Consider the following 15,987-nt stretch of genomic DNA (forward strand, 5'->3'; position numbering starts at 1 on the left):
CATGGATTTGATACTCGATCTGCTCGCCACCGTGTCCCGCTGGAGCCGCAGCAACCTCTCGGAAATCGCCCTGGCGCTGGTGGGCTGCCTGCTGGTGCTGTTCGGCGCCGACTTCAAAGGCTGGGTCGAACAACGCCTGGGCAGCATCGCCGGCGCCCTGCGCGTACCACTGATGGCCCTGCTCTGCGTGATCGGCAGCGGCGCCGCCCTGATCTACGCGACGCCGTGGGTGGTCAAGGGCCTGAGCCAGTTCAACAACTACAGCCTGGCGCCGGTGTTGCTGGTGGTGCTGGTGCTGATCGGCGTCGTCGCTGACCGCCGCTGATCTTTCAGTACCCCCAAAACAACTGTAGGAGCTGCGGCACGCTGCGATCTTTTGATCTTCAAATCAAGATCAAAAGATCGCAGCGTGCCGCAGCTCCTACATTCGATTGCGCCAAGAGACAGGGAAGTTCATGAGCAAAAAACTGTTGGACGAGACAAGCAAATTTCTCAGCTTCGTATTGCGCCACGAACCTCAGGCGATCGGTCTGGTGCTGGATTCTGAAGGCTGGGCGAATATCGACGCACTGATCAGCGGCGCTGCGCGTGACGGTCATGAACTGGATCGCGAACTGATTGAAGCGGTCGTGACAAGTAGCGACAAGAAGCGCTTCTCGATTTCCGAGGACGGCCAACTGATTCGTGCGGTTCAGGGCCACTCAACGAAAAGCGTGGATCTGCAGTTCGAGCAGAAACCGCCACCGCAAACGCTGTATCACGGCACAGCAACGCGCTTTCTTGATTCAATCAAAGAACAGGGTCTGATCCCGGGATCACGCCATCACGTGCACCTTTCCCAAGACATCGGCACCGCTTCGACCGTCGGGAAGCGCTATGGCACCGTGGTGATTCTGCAAGTCGCCGCACGGCAGATGGAAGAACAGGGCTTCAAGTTCTTTCAGGCCGAAAACGGCGTCTGGCTGACAGAACAGGTGCCGGCGCGCTTCATCTCTACCCTGTAATTTCTCGAACACCCAAAACAACTGTGGGAACGAGCTTGCTCGCGAAGGCGTAGTGTCAGTCAACTCAGCGTTGAATGATCCATCGCATTCGCGAGCAAGCTCGCTCCCACCGTTTTTATTGCATGTTGCTTAAGCGATTTTCTCGAACTTCAGATCCCACACGCCATGCCCAAGACGTTCGCCGCGGCGTTCGAACTTGGTGATCGGGCGCTCGGCCGGGCGCGGTACGCATTTGCCGTCTTCGGCGAGGTTGCGGTAGCCCGGGGCGACGTTCATCACTTCCAGCATGTACTCGGCGTACGGTTCCCAGTCGGTGGCCATGTGCAGGATGCCGCCGACCTTCAGCTTGCTGCGCACCAGTTCGGCGAAGGACGCCTGAACGATGCGACGCTTGTGGTGACGGCTCTTGTGCCACGGGTCAGGGAAGAACAGCATCAGGCGATCGAGGCTGTTGTCGGCGATGCAGCGGTTGAGCACTTCGATCGCGTCGCAATCGTAGACCCGCAGGTTGGTCAGGCCCTGAGTCAGCACGCCATTGAGCAGCGCGCCAACACCCGGACGGTGCACTTCCACACCGATAAAGTCCTGATCCGGTGCCGCCGCGGCCATTTCCAGCAGCGAGTGGCCCATGCCGAAACCGATCTCCAGCGAGCGCGGTGCCGAACGGCCGAACACCTGATCGTAATCCACCGGCGCGTCGGCCAGCGGCAGCACGTACAGCGGCGCGCCCTGGTCCAGACCACGTTGCTGGCCTTCGGTCATGCGCCCGGCGCGCATCACGAAGCTCTTGATGCGGCGGTGTTGGCGCTCGTCGCCCTCTTCCGTCTGGATAGGCGTGTCGTTCGATTCAGTCATCAATGGCTCTTACTTGATCAGACCATCCAGCGGCGAAGAGGCGCTGGCATAGAGTTTTTTCGGCATGCGGCCGGCGAGGTAGGCCAGACGGCCCGCGACGATCGCGTGTTGCATGGCTTGGGCCATCATCACCGGTTGCTGGGCGTGGGCGATGGCCGAGTTCATCAGCACGGCGTCACAGCCCAGTTCCATGGCGATGGTGGCGTCGGAGGCGGTACCGACACCGGCATCCACCAGCACCGGAATTTTCGCTTCTTCGAGGATGATCTGCAGGTTGTACGGGTTGCAGATCCCCAGACCGGAACCGATCAGACCGGCCAGCGGCATGACCGCGATGCAGCCGATTTCCGCCAGTTGCCGGGCGATGATCGGGTCATCACTGGTGTAAACCATCACGTCGAAGCCTTCCTTGACCAGCGTTTCCGCGGCCTTGAGGGTTTCGATCACGTTGGGGAACAGGGTTTTCTGGTCGGCCAGCACCTCCAGCTTCACCAGGTTGTGGCCGTCGAGCAGCTCACGGGCCAGGCGGCAGGTGCGCACGGCCTCGATAGCGTCGTAGCAACCGGCGGTGTTCGGCAGGAAGGTGTAGCGATCCGGCGACAGCACTTCGAGCAGGTTCGGCTCGCCTTCGATCTGGCCGAGGTTGGTACGGCGCACGGCGAAGGTGACGATCTCGGCACCCGAGGCTTCGATGGCCTGACGGGTTTCTTCCATGTCACGGTACTTGCCGGTACCGACCAGCAAACGCGACTGGTAAGTACGACCGGCCAGAACAAAAGGCTTGTCGCTGCGAACGATGCTCATGGGGAATCCTCTTTAGGGGTGAGGGTCTTGCAGAATTCTGTGCCCTTGCGGGCCGGGCGACTAGCCGCCGCCGATGGCATGCACCACTTCAACATGGTCGCCGTCATTGAGAACGGTGTCGGCATGCTGACTGCGCGGGACGATATCCAGATTGAGTTCAACTGCCACCCGCCGACCGGTCAGGTCCATACGGGCAATCAGGGCCGCAACGGTTTCACCGTCGGGCAGTTCAAGGGATTCGCCGTTCAACTGAATGCGCATGCGCCAGGCCGCCATCATTTTTAGGGGGTGGCATTCTAGCCCGATCATGACCTAAAGGTCAGCACCAAGCGTCAAGCGGTTTACTGCAGGCGCCAGGCGGCAAGCCCAAGGCACAGCCAGCCGACCAGAAACGCCAGCCCGCCGAATGGGGTGATGATGCCGAGCTTGCTGATGCCGGTGGTAGTCAGCACATACAGACTGCCGGAGAACAGCAGGATACCGAGGGTGAACGATGCCCCCGCCCAAGCGACGAGACGCCCCTGAATCTGCGAGGCCAACAGTGCAACACCAAACAACGCCAAAGCGTGCACCAGCTGATAGGTCACGCCAGTGTGGAAAATCGCCAGATACTCGGGGGTCAGGCGGTTTTTCAGGCCATGAGCGGCGAAGGCGCCCAGGCCCACACCGGTAAAACCAAAGAAAGCGGCCAGCATCAGAAAGCCACGCAGCATGTGGAACTCCAGTCAGACTCGTTCGGCAGGGTCTGTATAATGGCCCGCTCCATCGGTTCGGCCAAGCCATCTCTATGCTGCGTTCACTTTTGCGTCGTCTCACGAAGGCCCTGCTCTGGTTCGCGGGCGGCAGTGTATTGCTGGTGTTGCTGTTTCGCTTCGTGCCGCCGCCGGGCACGGCGCTGATGGTCGAGCGCAAGGTTGAATCCTGGGTCGACAGCGAGCCGATTGACCTGCAGCGCACCTGGAAACCGTGGGACGAGATCTCCGACGATCTGAAGGTCGCGGTCATGGCCGGCGAAGATCAGAAGTTTCCCGAGCACTGGGGTTTTGACTTCGGCGCGATCCAGGCCGCATTGGCCCACAACGAACTCGGCGGTTCGATTCGCGGCGCCAGCACCCTGAGCCAGCAAGTGTCGAAGAACCTGTTTCTGTGGTCGGGGCGCAGCTATCTGCGCAAAGGCCTGGAGGCCTGGTTTACTGCACTGATTGAAGTGTTCTGGCCCAAGCAGCGGATTCTTGAGGTTTATCTGAACAGCGTCGAGTGGGATGACGGGGTGTTTGGTGCCGAAGCGGCGGCGCGCCATCACTTTGGTGTGAGCGCCAAGTCACTGTCGCGGCAGCAGGCCAGTTATCTGGCGGCGGTGCTGCCTAACCCGCGCGTGTGGAGCGCCAGCCATCCGACGGCTTATGTATCGCGCCGGGCCGGATGGATTCGGCAGCAGATGAGCCAGTTGGGCGGAACCAGTTATTTGCTGGGGCTGGATGATTCGCGTCGGGCGCCTTGGGCGCGATAGCCCTCACTGTTCTTATAGACACTGAAAATTCCTGTGGGAGCGGGCTTGCCCGCGATAGCGGTAGTTCAGCCACCATCTACATGAATGACCCGACGCCATCGCTGGCAAGCCAGCTCCCACAGGGATTAATGCCGCCCTGACATATGCGCATAAAAAAACGCCCCGATCATCGCTGATCGGGGCGTTTTTGTTTGCCTGAGCGCCGGTTACGCGGCGATCGACAACTTGAGCTTGTTCATCGCGCTCTTCTCGAGCTGACGGATCCGCTCGGCCGACACGTTGTACTTCTGTGCCAGGTCGTGCAGCGTGGCTTTCTCTTCTGCCAGCCAGCGCTGGTAGAGGATGTCACGGCTACGCTCGTCCAGCACTTCCAGCGCTTCGTGCAGGTTGTGGTTGGAGTTGTCGCTCCAGTCGGCATCTTCCAGTTGACGCGCCGGGTCGTACCGGTGGTCTTCCAGGTAGTTGGCCGGCGACTGGAAAGCACTGTCGTCATCGGCCTCTGCAGCCGGGTCGAAAGCCATGTCATGGCCGGTCAGGCGACTTTCCATCTCGCGCACTTCACGCGGTTCGACGCCGAGGCTTTCCGCCACACGGTGGACTTCCTCGTTGTTCAGCCACGCCAGACGCTTCTTCTGGCTGCGCAGGTTGAAGAACAGCTTGCGCTGGGCCTTGGTGGTCGCGACTTTCACAATGCGCCAGTTGCGCAGGATGAACTCGTGAATTTCCGCCTTGATCCAGTGCACGGCGAACGACACCAGACGCACACCCATTTCCGGGTTGAAGCGCTTTACAGCCTTCATCAGACCGACGTTGCCTTCCTGGATCAGGTCAGCCTGAGCCAGACCGTAGCCGGAATAGCTACGGGCGATGTGTACGACAAATCGCAGGTGGGCGAGCACCATCTGCCGAGCCGCCCCAAGATCCTGCTCATAGTAGAGACTCTCGGCCAGTTCACGCTCCTGCTCCGGCGTCAGCAATGGAATGCTGTTGACGGTGTGCACATAGGCTTCCAGGTTCGCACCCGGAACCAACGCGTACGCAGGTTGCAAAGAATTGGTCATGCGAAAAAACCTCCCACTTACATACTCGTGCCTCTCGGCACTGCGAAAAATTGACCGGGAATTCAAGTGCAAGTTCCCAAAAAAAACCGCAAGGTCAATCACGCGCAAAAAAGATTCTACTTCGGCGCCAGCTCCCTGAGATGACGTGCGACTGCAATCCATGCACCGATATAACCCAACAGCACCGCGCCAAGCAAGAGCGACAGACCGTCGGCAACTGGCACTCCGGCCAGCGCGAAATCACTGCCGTACAAGCCGGCCAGTCCAACCACCGCGTCGTTCAGCCAGTTCAGGCCGAACGCCAGCACACCCCAGGACAAGACACCCGCACCGAAGCCATACAACGCGCCCATATAAAGGAAGGGACGACGCACATAGCTGTCGGTGCCGCCGACGAGTTTAATCACTTCTATCTCTGTGCGGCGGTTTTCAATATGAAGACGAATGGTATTGCCTATCACCAAAAGTAATGCAGAAACCAACAGCACCGTCAGACCGAAGACAAAACGGTCACCGAGCTTGAGGATCGCTGCCAGACGCTCGACCCAGACTAGATCAAGTTGCGCCTGTTGTACCTTGGGCAGCTCGGAAAGTTTTTGTCTTAATGCTTCCAGAGTCGGCTTGTCGACCTCGTTCGGGGTCACCAGCACCACGCCCGGCAGCGGGTTTTCCGGCAGTTCGCGCAAGGCCTCGCCCAGACCGGACTGCTGCTGAAATTCTTCCAGCGCCTGATCGCGGCCGACATATTCGGCATCAGCGACGCCGGGCATACCCTTGATCTGCTCGCGCAACGACTCACCCTGCTCAGGCGTGGCGTCCAGTTGCAGATACAGCGAAATCTGCGCCGCCCGCTGCCACGAACCGCCGAGACGCTCGACGTTGTTGATCAGCAGCGACAGGCCCATCGGCAAGCTCAGCGCCACGGCCATCACCATGCAGGTGAAGAAGCTGCCGATCGGCTGCTTGCCAAGGCGACGCAGGCTGTCGAGCAGGCTGGCGCGGTGACTTTCAATCCACGAACGCAACAGCGTGGAGAAGTCCGGGCCATCGTCATCGTCGTGTTTTTTCTTCTTCGGCGGTTGCGGGTCGGCGGCCTTCGGGGCCACGCGCTCGGAAACCTTCGGACTGCGTGTCGCACTCATACGCCGGCCTCCCCGTCGCCGATCAGTCGGCCGCGTTGCAAGGTCAGCATGCGGTGCCGCATGCGCGCAATCAGGGCCAGGTCGTGACTGGCGATCAGCACGCTGGTGCCCAGCCGGTTGATGTCTTCGAAGACGCCCATGATCTCGGCCGCCAGACGCGGGTCGAGGTTACCGGTCGGTTCGTCCGCCAGCAGCAGCGCCGGACGGTGGACGATGGCGCGGGCGATACCGACGCGCTGTTGCTGACCAGTGGACAGGTCGCCGGGGTACAGATCGGTTTTATCCGACAGCGCCACGCGCTCCAGCGCCGAATCGACGCGCTTGGCGATCTCGGCCTTGGACAGGCCGAGAATCTGCAGCGGCAGCGCGACGTTGTTGAACACCGTGCGATCGAACAGCAACTGGTGATTCTGGAACACCACGCCGATCTGCCGACGCAGGAACGGGATCTGTGCGTTGCTGATGGTGCTCAGATCCTGCCCGGCCAACAGCAATTTGCCGCTGGTCGGACGCTCCATCGCCAGCAACAGGCGCAACAGCGTGGATTTACCGGCACCGGAGTGGCCGGTGACAAACAGAAACTCGCCACGACGGACTCGAAAGCTCAGCTCATGCAAGCCGACGTGACCGTTCGGGTAGCGTTTACCGACCTGTTCGAAACGAATCATGAACGCTCCCGCTCGGCAAACAGTGCCTGGACAAAGGGTTCGGCTTCAAAGGTACGCAGATCGTCGATGCCTTCACCGACGCCGATGTAGCGGATCGGCAGGCCAAACTGCTTGGCCAGGGCGAAAATCACCCCGCCCTTGGCGGTGCCGTCGAGCTTGGTCAGCGCCAGGCCGGTCAGTTCGACGGTCTGGTTGAATTGCTTGGCCTGGTTGATGGCGTTCTGGCCAGTGCCGGCGTCGAGCACCAGCAGCACTTCGTGCGGCGCGTCGGCGTCGAGCTTGCCGATCACCCGGCGAACTTTCTTCAGTTCTTCCATCAGGTTGTCTTTGGTATGCAGACGACCGGCGGTGTCGGCGATCAGCACGTCAATGCCACGGGCCTTGGCAGCCTGCACGGCGTCGAAGATCACTGAAGCCGAGTCCGCGCCAGTGTGCTGGGCGATCACCGGGATCTTGTTGCGCTCGCCCCAGACCTGCAACTGCTCAACGGCAGCGGCGCGGAAGGTGTCACCGGCGGCAAGCATGACTTTCTTGCCTTCCAGCTGCAGCTTCTTCGCCAGCTTGCCGATGGTGGTGGTCTTGCCGGCGCCGTTGACGCCAACCACCAGAATCACGAACGGCTTGTTCTGCGAGGCAATTTTCAGCGGCTGTTCGACCGGTTTGAGCATCGCCGCCAGTTCGGCCTGCAGCGACTTGTACAGCGCGTCGGCATCGGCCAGCTCCTTGCGGGCGACCTTCTGAGTCAAGCGCTGGATGATCTGCGTAGTGGCTTCGACACCGACGTCGGCGGTCAGCAGACGCGTTTCCAGCTCATCGAGCAAATCGTCATCAATGGTTTTACGGCCGAGAAACAGGCTGGCCATGCCCTCGCCGATGCTGGCGCTGGTTTTCGACAGGCCTTGCTTGAGGCGGGCGAAAAAGCCGACTTTGGTTTCTTCGCTGCGCGGGGCTTCCACTGGCGTTTCAGCGACGACTTCTACCGGCACCACCGGAGCAGCGACGACCGGTGCAGGTGCAGGTGCAGGTGCAGGTGCAGGCTCGGGCTGCTGAACGACCGGCGAAACAGGGGCAACGAACACCGGGGCCGCCGGCTCGGCAACAACCGGCGCAGGCTCGACAACCGGCTCAACCACTGGCGCCGGAGCGACTTCCGAGACGAACGCGGCAGGTGCAGGAATCGGCGGCGTCAGATGCGGCGCGGCCTCTTCGACCAAGGCTACCGGCTCTTCCGCCACCGGCAAGGTCAGCCACGGCTCGGCCGCCGGGGTCAGTGGCAGCTCGGCCGCTACCGGGGTTTCAGGCTCGGGCTCGACCGGTTGCAGCACCGGCTCGGCAATCGGCAGCACGATCGGCGCCGGCTCTTCTTCTATAGCAGGCGCTGGCGTCGGAGCCGGTTCAGGAATCGCGGGCGGCTGTTCGACGACGGGTTCCTGCGGTTTCTTACGCAGCCATCCGAACAGGCTTTTCTTCTCGCCAGCCGCAGCTGGGGTCTTCTTGTCGTCGTTGGAACCAAACATGGAGGACGGCTATCTCACGGTAGCGACGCGCCATAAGGGCGCCCCGGCAAATAAATATTCGATGCAGAACAGACTGTGTTTCATCCAGCTTGTTCACGCGCAACATTTTGTCGAGGCGCCAGCGGCACCCCAAAGATTCGTATTAACGAAGGACTAAACCGGCAAAATCGGCGAAAAAGCGAAGTCTAGTCGATAAACCGCAGCTTTCTGCCGCCAACCTATACAACCGCATCAGGCCTGAAAACCTGATAGGCGTGGTCGCCGGTAAAACGGATCAGTATCCTAGCACCCTCTCGCCCGCCGACGCTAAGACCAAGCGGGCAGCCCAACAGGTTAAAAAACGAATGAATGCTCTAGCCCGCCGCGCTGCAGGCCTGCTGCTCAGCACAGTCTGCCTGCCCCTTTCGGCCCTGGCGGCCGACCCGCAACCGACCCACGAATTCACCCTCGACAACGGCCTGAAGGTCGTTGTGCGCGAAGACCATCGCGCGCCGGTGGTGGTGTCGCAGGTCTGGTACAAGGTCGGCTCCAGCTACGAAACTCCGGGCCAGACCGGTCTGTCCCACGCGCTCGAGCACATGATGTTCAAGGGCAGCGAGAAAGTCGGCCCCGGCGAAGCCTCGTTGATCCTGCGCGACTTGGGCGCTGAAGAAAACGCCTTCACCAGCGACGATTTCACCGCCTACTACCAAGTGCTGGCCCGCGACCGTCTGGGCGTGGCCTTCGAACTGGAAGCCGACCGCATGGCCAATCTGCGCCTGCCGGCCGACGAGTTCGCCAAGGAAATCGAAGTCATCAAGGAAGAGCGCCGCCTGCGCACCGACGACAAGCCGATGTCCAAGGCTTACGAGCGTTACAAGGCTATGGCTTACCCGGCCAGCGGCTACCACACACCGACCATCGGCTGGATGGCGGACCTGGACCGGATGAAGGTCGAAGAGCTGCGCCACTGGTATCAGTCCTGGTATGTGCCGAACAATGCCACGCTGGTAGTGGTCGGCGACGTCACCCCCGATGAAGTGAAGACCCTCGCCCAACGCTACTTCGGGCCGATTGCCAAGCGCGACGTGCCACCGGCGAAGAAACCGCTGGAACTGGCCGAGCCGGGTGAGCGCCAGATCACCCTGCATGTGCAGACCCAACTTCCCAGCCTGATGCTCGGCTTCAACGTGCCAAGCATTGCCACTGCTGAGGACAAGCGCTCGGTCAACGCCCTGCGCCTGATCTCGGCGCTGCTCGACGGCGGTTACAGCGGGCGCATCCCGACGCAACTGGAGCGCGGTGAAGAGTTGGTCTCCGGCGGTTCGTCGAGCTACGACGCCTACACCCGTGGCGACAGCCTGTTCACCCTGTCGGCGACGCCGAACACCCAGAAGAAAAAGACCATGGCGCAAGCTGAAGCCGGTCTGTGGAAACTGCTGGAACAGCTGAAAACCACCGCACCGTCCGCCGAAGAACTCGAGCGCGTGCGGGCGCAAGTGATCGCCGGCCTGGTGTTCGAACGTGATTCGATCACCAGTCAGGCCACCGCCATCGGCCAACTGGAAACGGTCGGGCTGTCGTGGAAGTTGATGGACACCGAACTTGCTGACCTGGAAAGCGTGACCCCGCAAGACATCCAGAACGCCGCCAAGCTGTATTTCACCCGCGAACGTCTCAGCGTCGCCCACGTCCTGCCACTGGAGACGACTCATGAGTGAGCGCAAATCCCCACGCCTGCTGCTCGGTTTGATCGCCATCGCCGTGATCGGCTCTGCCGCGTTCTATCTGATGCCCGGTGTCAAAACCGACGCCAGCGAAGCGCTGGACAACGCCAAGACCAGCCAGAAGCTGCAATCGCTGGCCGAACTCGACGGCAAGGCCCCGGCCAGCCGCAAGCTCGACGTGCAGACTTGGAACACCGCCGGAGGCGCCAAGGTACTGTTCGTCGAAGCCCATGAGCTGCCGATGTTCGATATGCGCCTGATCTTCGCCGCCGGCAGCAGTCAGGACGGCAATGCGCCGGGCCTGGCAGTCCTGACCAATGCCATGCTCAACGAAGGTGTGGCCGGCAAGGACGTCGGCGCCATTGCCCAGGGCTTCGAAAGCCTCGGCGCGGATTTCGGCAACGGTGCCTACAAGGACATGGCGCTGGCTTCGCTGCGCAGTCTGAGCGCCGCCGACAAGCGCGAGCCGGCGCTGAAGCTGTTCTCCGAAGTGGTGGGCAAACCGACCTTTCCGGCCGACTCCTTCGCACGCATCAAGAATCAGATGCTCGCCGGTTTCGAGTACCAGAAACAGAACCCCGGCAAACTCGCCAGCCTTGAGCTGATGAAACGTTTGTACGGCGACCACCCTTACGCGCATTCCAGCGACGGCAACCCGCAGAGCGTGCCGAAGATCACTCTGGCGCAACTGCGTGAGTTCCACGCCAAGGCCTACGCGGCGGGCAACGTGGTGATCGCGCTGGTCGGTGATCTGTCTCGCGCCGAAGCCGAGGCGATTGCCAATCAGGTCTCCGGCGCCCTGCCGAAAGGCCCGGCGCTGGCGAAAATCGCCCAGCCGCAGGAACCGAAGGCCAGCGTCAATCACATCGAGTTCCCGTCCAAGCAAACCAACCTGCTGCTCGCGCAACTGGGCATCGACCGTGACGACCCGGATTACGCGGCGCTGTCGATGGGCAACCAGATCCTCGGTGGTGGCGGTTTCGGCACCCGGCTGATGAGCGAAGTGCGCGAGAAGCGCGGCCTGACTTACGGCGTGTATTCCGGGTTCAGCCCGATGCAGGCTCGCGGCCCGTTCATGATCAACCTGCAGACCCGTGCGGAAATGAGCGAAGGCACGCTGAAACTGGTGCAGGACGTGCTCGCCGATTACCTGAAAACCGGCCCGACCCAGAAAGAACTCGACGACGCCAAACGCGAACTGGCCGGCAGCTTCCCGCTGTCCACCGCAAGCAACGCCGATATCGTCGGCCAACTGGGCGCCATGGGCTTCTATAATCTGCCGCTGAGCTATCTGGATGACTTCATGCGGCAGTCCCAGAGCCTGACTGTCGAGCAGGTCAAAGACGCGATGAACAAACACCTGAGCACGGACAGACTGGTCATCGTCAGCGCTGGCCCGACCGTGCCGCAAAAGCCGTTACCGGCCCCATCTGATAAACCTGCCGAGCAACCGCTCGGGGTTCCGGAGCATTAATGGCTACTCGTCCTAAAAAACCTGCGCAGAACGTCCACAACGGTGTGAACCAGCTGCGCATCATCGGCGGCGAATGGCGCAGCCGCAAACTGAGTTTCCCCGATGCGCCGGGGCTGCGCCCGACGCCGGACCGCGTGCGCGAAACCCTGTTTAACTGGCTCGCGCCGTATGTGGCCGGGGCCAAGGTGCTGGACCCGTTCGCCGGCAGCGGCGCACTGTTTCTTGAAGCACTGTCGCGTGGCGCGGCCATGGGCCAGGCGCTGGATGCCAGCCACGTAGCGGTGTCGAGCCTGAAGGAACACCTCGGCACCCTGCGCTGCACCAACGGCCAGGTGCAGACCGCCGACGCGCTGCGTTATCTGGAGACCCAGGTCGCCACGCCGTTCGATCTGGTATTTCTCGATCCGCCGTTCAACCAGAACCTGTTGCCAGCGGTCTGCACCTTGCTGGAAGAACGCCAATGGCTGGCGCCGGATTCGTGGATCTACACTGAAAGCGAGACCGCGCCTTCGACGCTGGGCCTGCCGGGCAACTGGCGCCTGCACCGCGAGCAGAAATCCGGGCGGGTGTACTACGCGTTGTGGCAACGTATGGCCGTTAACTGAACATATTGAAAAACCCTGTGGCGAGGGAGCTTGCTCCCGCTGGACTGCGCAGCAGTCCCCAAAAAGGGCCGCTTCGCGCCCCAGCGGGAGCAAGCTCCCTCGCCACAAAAGGTGTGTGTCCTCTGGAAACTGAACGCTTCACCCCCGCCTTCGGCCTCGGCAACCCGCACCTGCAAACCTTGTGGGGGCCGCTGTGGCGCAAAACCGTCCACCTTGATCGCGAGCGTGAACGCCTGTGGCTGGATGACGGCGACTTCCTCGACCTCGACTGGCATGGCCCGCACAGCGCCGAGGCGCCGCTGGTGCTGGTGCTGCATGGGCTGACCGGTTCTTCAAATTCGCCTTACGTCGCCGGGATCCAGGCCGCGCTCGCCGCCCAAGGCTGGGCCAGTGTCGCGCTGAACTGGCGCGGCTGTTCCGGCGAGCCCAACCTGCTGCCGCGCAGTTACCATTCCGGTGCCAGCGAAGACCTCGCCGAAGCCATCAAACACTTGCGCGCCAAGCGCCCGCTGGCGCCGCTGTATGCGGTTGGTTATTCGTTGGGGGGCAATGTGTTGCTCAAGCATCTGGGCGAGACCGGCAGCGACAGCGGCGTGCTCGGTGCGGTGGCCGTGTCGGTGCCGTTTCGGCTTGATCAGTGTGCCGACCGCATTGGCCAGGGTTTCTCCAAGGTCTATCAAGCACACTTCATGCGCGAGATGGTCGCCTACATCAAGAACAAGCAGCGCCAGTTCCAGCATGACGGGCGTGAGGATGGCCTGGCAGCCCTGGCGGCGCTCGGTTCGCTGGAGAACATGCGCACCTTCTGGGACTTCGACGGCCGGGTCACCGCGCCGCTGCACGGTTTCACCGATGCCGAGGATTACTATCGACGGGCGTCGAGTCGTTACTTTCTCGGTGAAATCCGCACCCCGACCCTGATCATTCAGGCGGCTGACGACCCGTTCGTGTTTCCGCACAGTTTGCCGACTGCCGAGGAGCTGTCCACCAGCACCCAGTTCGAATTGCAGGCCAAGGGCGGGCACGTCGGCTTTGTCGATGGCACGTTCCGCCAGCCCGGCTATTACCTGGAACGGCGCATTCCGCAATGGCTGGCCCGTGTGACGTCGTGAGCGATCAGGGCGAGTCGATCCGCTTCTGGCAAACCGCGCCGCTGGCCGGGGTCGAGTTGCTGTCGGCGCGCTACATCGAGCATCGCTTCGCCCCGCACGTCCACGACGGTTATGTGATCGGCATGATCATGGCCGGTGCCCAGCGTTATCGCTATCGCGGCGCCGAACACCTGGCCGGCAGCGGCACGCTGGTGCTGATCAATCCGGACGAATTGCACACCGGGCACAAGGGCACTGAGGATGGCTGGCTGTACCGGGCGTTTTATCCCGATACCGGACAGATCGTGTCCTTGCTCGAAGAACTGGAACTGCCCTGCGCGCCGATGCCGGCGTTTGGCGCGACGCTGTACCGCGACCCGGATCTGGTCAACGGCTTCTGTCAGTTGCACCGCTTGCTGGAAAGCCCCGCCACCGCACTGCAACAGCAGACGGTGTGGCGCGAAATGATGATGCTGCTGTTGCAGCGGCATGCAGCGGTGCAGATCAACGGCAGCCCGGGCAAGGAACATCGCGCGGTGGTGATGGCCAAGGAGCTGCTGCACGCGCAACTGGCGGCGCCGCCATCGCTGGAAGAACTGGCGGCTGCGGTGAATCTGTCGCCCTTCCACTTCGCCCGTGTCTTCCGCCACGCCACCGGCATGCCGCCGCACACCTGGCTGATGCAGCAGCGCATCGCCACGGCCCGGGGTTTATTGCAGAGTGGTTGCCTGCCGGTGGAAGTCGCCATGCAGTTGGGTTTTGCCGACCAGAGTCATCTGAGCCGGCAGTTCAAGCAGGTTTACGGGGTTGGGCCGGCGGCGTATCGCAGTGCCCGCGTGGAACGCTAAAAGATCGCAGCCTGCGGCAGCTCCTACAGGGAAATACATTCCAATGCAGGAGCTGCCGAAGGCTGCGATCTTTTGATTTTATTCGCCTGTGGCAATGCCCCGAGCAGGCTCGTTGATCCATTCACTCCACGACCCGGCATACAACGAACCCAGCGGATACCCCGCCAGGCACAACGCAAACAGGTTGTGACACGCCGTCACCCCGGAACCGCAATAAGCGACCAGGTCCGTCGGCGAACGCTCGCCGAGTTTCGCCGCAAAACGCTGCTTGAGCTGCTCCGCTGGCAGGAAGCGCCCGTCGCTGCCGAGGTTCTCGGTAAACGCCGCGCATTGCGCCCCGGGAATGTGCCCGGCAATCGGATCGATCGGCTCCACCTCACCCTTGAAGCGCGGCAAGGCCCGGGCATCGAGCAATGTCAGCGACGGCTGCGCAAGGCGCTTGTGCAATTGCTCGGCGCTCAGCAGCAGTTTCATGTCTGGCTGACCACTGAAGTTGCCCCGGCTGACCGACGGCGCATCCAGGCTCAGCGGCAAACCCGCCGCGTGCCAGGCCTTGAGCCCCCCGTCGAGAATGAACACGCCATCGCGCTTGCCCAGCCACACCAGCAACCACCAGGCCCGGGCCGCATAGGCACCGGGGCCGTCGTCGTACAAAACCACGTCGCTGTCGGCATGGATGCCCCACGCCTGCAGACGCTCGATCAACGCCGCCGGCTCGGGCAACGGGTGACGTCCGGTCACGCCTTTGACCACTTTGCCACTGAGGTCGCGTTCAAGGTCGGCGAAGCGGGCGCCGGCGATGTGCCCTTCGGCATAGCTGCGCTGCCCGTAGTCCGGGTCTTCGAGGGCAAAACGACAATCGAGAATCACCAGCCCCGGCTGCTCCTTGCGGGCATCCAGTGCGGTCGGGCTGAGCAGTTGCGCAATCGGCATGACGGACTCCTGTGAGCGACTTCGAAATGGGTTACCGCCCTTCCTCGAGGGCCTGGGCCAGCGGTACGTAGAACTCGTCGAACAAGGCATTCACCTCTTCGCGGGCCTGATCGGTGACGAATCCGGCTTCCAGCACCAACACCTGATACACGCCACGCTTGATGGCCTGCTCGCTGAGGTGGTTGGAGTTTTCCCGGGTGGTGCACAGAAAGCGCACCCACGAGGTGAGGATGATCCAGGCATTGATCGTCAGGGATTCGATCTGCACCCGGTCCATCTTGAGAATGCCCGCGGCGACAAAGCCCTCGTAGATCGCCATGCCCTGGATCACGCAGCGCTGGGAAAAACGCCGGTAGCGCGCGGCCAGATCCGGGTCACTGTCGAGCAGGTGTTCCAGATCCCGATGCAGAAAGCGGTAGCCCCACATCGCCGACAGCAGCTCCTTGAGGTAATAGCGTTTGTCTTCGACGGTGGCGGCACGCCCCTGCGGCGGGCGCAGAAAGCTGTCGACCAAACTTTCGTACTCACTGAACAGCACGGCGATGATCGCCTGCTTGTTGGGGAAGTGGTAGTACAGATTGCCCGGAGAAATCTCCATGTGCGCGGCAATGTGATTGGTGCTGATGCTGCGCTCGCCCTGCTGATTGAACAGTTCGAGGCTGTTCTGCACGATGCGCTCGCTGGTTTTTATTCGTGGGGCCATGGCTTGAGCTTTAATTCAGAGTGCGGTGAGGGGCATCTTACGACCTAACCGGAATTGGATAAAACA

18 protein-coding genes are annotated in these 15,987 nt (G+C 61.8%); 8 read left to right on the forward strand and 10 right to left on the reverse strand.

Annotation, left to right across the window (positions count from 1 at the left end):
- The first annotated feature begins 1 nt into the window (after position 1).
- Both OC71_RS02105 and OC71_RS02110 read left to right on the forward strand, forming a co-directional pair.
- Positions 2 to 325, forward strand: coding sequence for a DUF3392 domain-containing protein (locus OC71_RS02105; protein WP_003229134.1), 324 nt, complete (start codon positions 2 to 4; stop codon positions 323 to 325).
- A 130-nt stretch (positions 326 to 455) separates the two neighbouring features.
- Positions 456 to 1,004, forward strand: a complete 549-nt coding sequence (locus OC71_RS02110) for an RNA 2'-phosphotransferase (protein ID WP_041063550.1) — start codon at positions 456 to 458, stop codon at positions 1,002 to 1,004.
- Between the two features lie 129 nt (positions 1,005 to 1,133).
- Here OC71_RS02110 and trmB read toward each other — a convergent pair whose 3' ends face one another.
- From trmB to OC71_RS02130, 4 genes are all read right to left on the reverse strand, one after another.
- Complete coding sequence (gene trmB / locus OC71_RS02115; protein WP_027610572.1) at positions 1,134 to 1,859, reverse strand: tRNA (guanosine(46)-N7)-methyltransferase TrmB; 726 nt, start codon at positions 1,857 to 1,859, stop codon at positions 1,134 to 1,136.
- A 9-nt stretch (positions 1,860 to 1,868) separates the two neighbouring features.
- Entirely contained in the window at positions 1,869 to 2,663 is a 795-nt protein-coding gene (locus OC71_RS02120; protein ID WP_007964131.1) for a thiazole synthase, read from the reverse strand.
- A 60-nt stretch (positions 2,664 to 2,723) separates the two neighbouring features.
- The gene (gene thiS, locus OC71_RS02125) at positions 2,724 to 2,924 is read right to left on the reverse strand and encodes a sulfur carrier protein ThiS (RefSeq protein WP_161794890.1); all 201 of its coding nucleotides are present in this window, start codon (positions 2,922 to 2,924) and stop codon (positions 2,724 to 2,726) included.
- 80 nt (positions 2,925 to 3,004) lie between these two features.
- Positions 3,005 to 3,376: a DUF423 domain-containing protein gene (locus OC71_RS02130; protein ID WP_041063556.1), complete on the reverse strand. Its 372-nt coding sequence runs from the start codon at positions 3,374 to 3,376 to the stop codon at positions 3,005 to 3,007.
- A 74-nt stretch (positions 3,377 to 3,450) separates the two neighbouring features.
- Between OC71_RS02130 and mtgA the strand changes: the two genes are divergently transcribed.
- On the forward strand, positions 3,451 to 4,173 hold the full coding sequence (gene mtgA, locus OC71_RS02135; protein WP_041063559.1) for a monofunctional biosynthetic peptidoglycan transglycosylase: 723 nt from the start codon (positions 3,451 to 3,453) through the stop codon (positions 4,171 to 4,173).
- Between the two features lie 206 nt (positions 4,174 to 4,379).
- Here the strand turns inward: mtgA and rpoH are convergent, their stop codons facing one another.
- The 4 genes from rpoH to ftsY form a co-directional block, all read right to left on the reverse strand.
- The gene (gene rpoH / locus OC71_RS02140; protein WP_003229146.1) at positions 4,380 to 5,234 is read right to left on the reverse strand and encodes an RNA polymerase sigma factor RpoH; all 855 of its coding nucleotides are present in this window, start codon (positions 5,232 to 5,234) and stop codon (positions 4,380 to 4,382) included.
- Positions 5,235 to 5,350: 116 nt separating this feature from the next.
- Positions 5,351 to 6,376 (reverse strand): permease-like cell division protein FtsX, encoded by a 1,026-nt coding sequence (gene ftsX / locus OC71_RS02145; RefSeq protein WP_041063562.1) that lies wholly within the window; start codon positions 6,374 to 6,376, stop codon positions 5,351 to 5,353.
- Entirely contained in the window at positions 6,373 to 7,044 is a 672-nt protein-coding gene (gene ftsE, locus OC71_RS02150) for a cell division ATP-binding protein FtsE (RefSeq protein ID WP_003229148.1), read from the reverse strand. Before ftsE ends, ftsX begins: the two co-directional genes overlap by 4 nt.
- Positions 7,041 to 8,561 carry a signal recognition particle-docking protein FtsY gene (gene ftsY / locus OC71_RS02155; protein WP_041063567.1) on the reverse strand — a complete coding sequence of 507 codons (1,521 nt, stop codon included), beginning with the start codon at positions 8,559 to 8,561 and terminating at the stop codon, positions 7,041 to 7,043. The genes ftsE and ftsY overlap by 4 nt, the downstream gene beginning before the upstream one ends.
- Positions 8,562 to 8,905: 344 nt before the next feature.
- Here ftsY and OC71_RS02165 point away from each other — a divergent pair, with 344 nt between their 5' ends.
- The 5 genes from OC71_RS02165 to OC71_RS02185 all read left to right on the forward strand — a co-directional run bounded on the left by OC71_RS02165 (position 8,906) and on the right by OC71_RS02185 (position 14,285).
- A complete protein-coding gene (locus OC71_RS02165) occupies positions 8,906 to 10,261 on the forward strand; it encodes a pitrilysin family protein (protein ID WP_025112091.1) in 1,356 nt (451 codons plus the stop codon).
- The gene (locus tag OC71_RS02170; protein WP_041063572.1) at positions 10,254 to 11,741 is read left to right on the forward strand and encodes a pitrilysin family protein; all 1,488 of its coding nucleotides are present in this window, start codon (positions 10,254 to 10,256) and stop codon (positions 11,739 to 11,741) included. Before OC71_RS02165 ends, OC71_RS02170 begins: the two co-directional genes overlap by 8 nt.
- Positions 11,741 to 12,346 (forward strand): 16S rRNA (guanine(966)-N(2))-methyltransferase RsmD, encoded by a 606-nt coding sequence (rsmD, locus tag OC71_RS02175; protein WP_041063575.1) that lies wholly within the window; start codon positions 11,741 to 11,743, stop codon positions 12,344 to 12,346. The genes OC71_RS02170 and rsmD overlap by 1 nt, the downstream gene beginning before the upstream one ends.
- A gap of 113 nt (positions 12,347 to 12,459) precedes the next feature.
- Complete coding sequence (locus OC71_RS02180) at positions 12,460 to 13,458, forward strand: hydrolase (protein WP_041063576.1); 999 nt, start codon at positions 12,460 to 12,462, stop codon at positions 13,456 to 13,458.
- Positions 13,434 to 14,285 carry an AraC family transcriptional regulator gene (locus tag OC71_RS02185; protein ID WP_177327896.1) on the forward strand — a complete coding sequence of 284 codons (852 nt, stop codon included), beginning with the start codon at positions 13,434 to 13,436 and terminating at the stop codon, positions 14,283 to 14,285. The genes OC71_RS02180 and OC71_RS02185 overlap by 25 nt, the downstream gene beginning before the upstream one ends.
- 78 nt (positions 14,286 to 14,363) lie before the next feature.
- On the opposite strand, the gene OC71_RS02190 is transcribed toward OC71_RS02185, so the two are convergent.
- Both OC71_RS02190 and OC71_RS02195 read right to left on the reverse strand, forming a co-directional pair.
- The gene (locus tag OC71_RS02190) at positions 14,364 to 15,218 is read right to left on the reverse strand and encodes a sulfurtransferase (RefSeq protein WP_041063579.1); all 855 of its coding nucleotides are present in this window, start codon (positions 15,216 to 15,218) and stop codon (positions 14,364 to 14,366) included.
- Positions 15,219 to 15,249: 31 nt separating this feature from the next.
- Entirely contained in the window at positions 15,250 to 15,921 is a 672-nt protein-coding gene (locus OC71_RS02195) for a TetR/AcrR family transcriptional regulator (RefSeq protein WP_007964152.1), read from the reverse strand.
- Positions 15,922 to 15,987: the final 66 nt, after the last annotated feature.

This window comes from Pseudomonas sp. W15Feb9B (assembly GCF_000828175.1).
Taxonomy (GTDB): Bacteria; Pseudomonadota; Gammaproteobacteria; order Pseudomonadales; family Pseudomonadaceae; genus Aquipseudomonas; species Aquipseudomonas parakoreensis.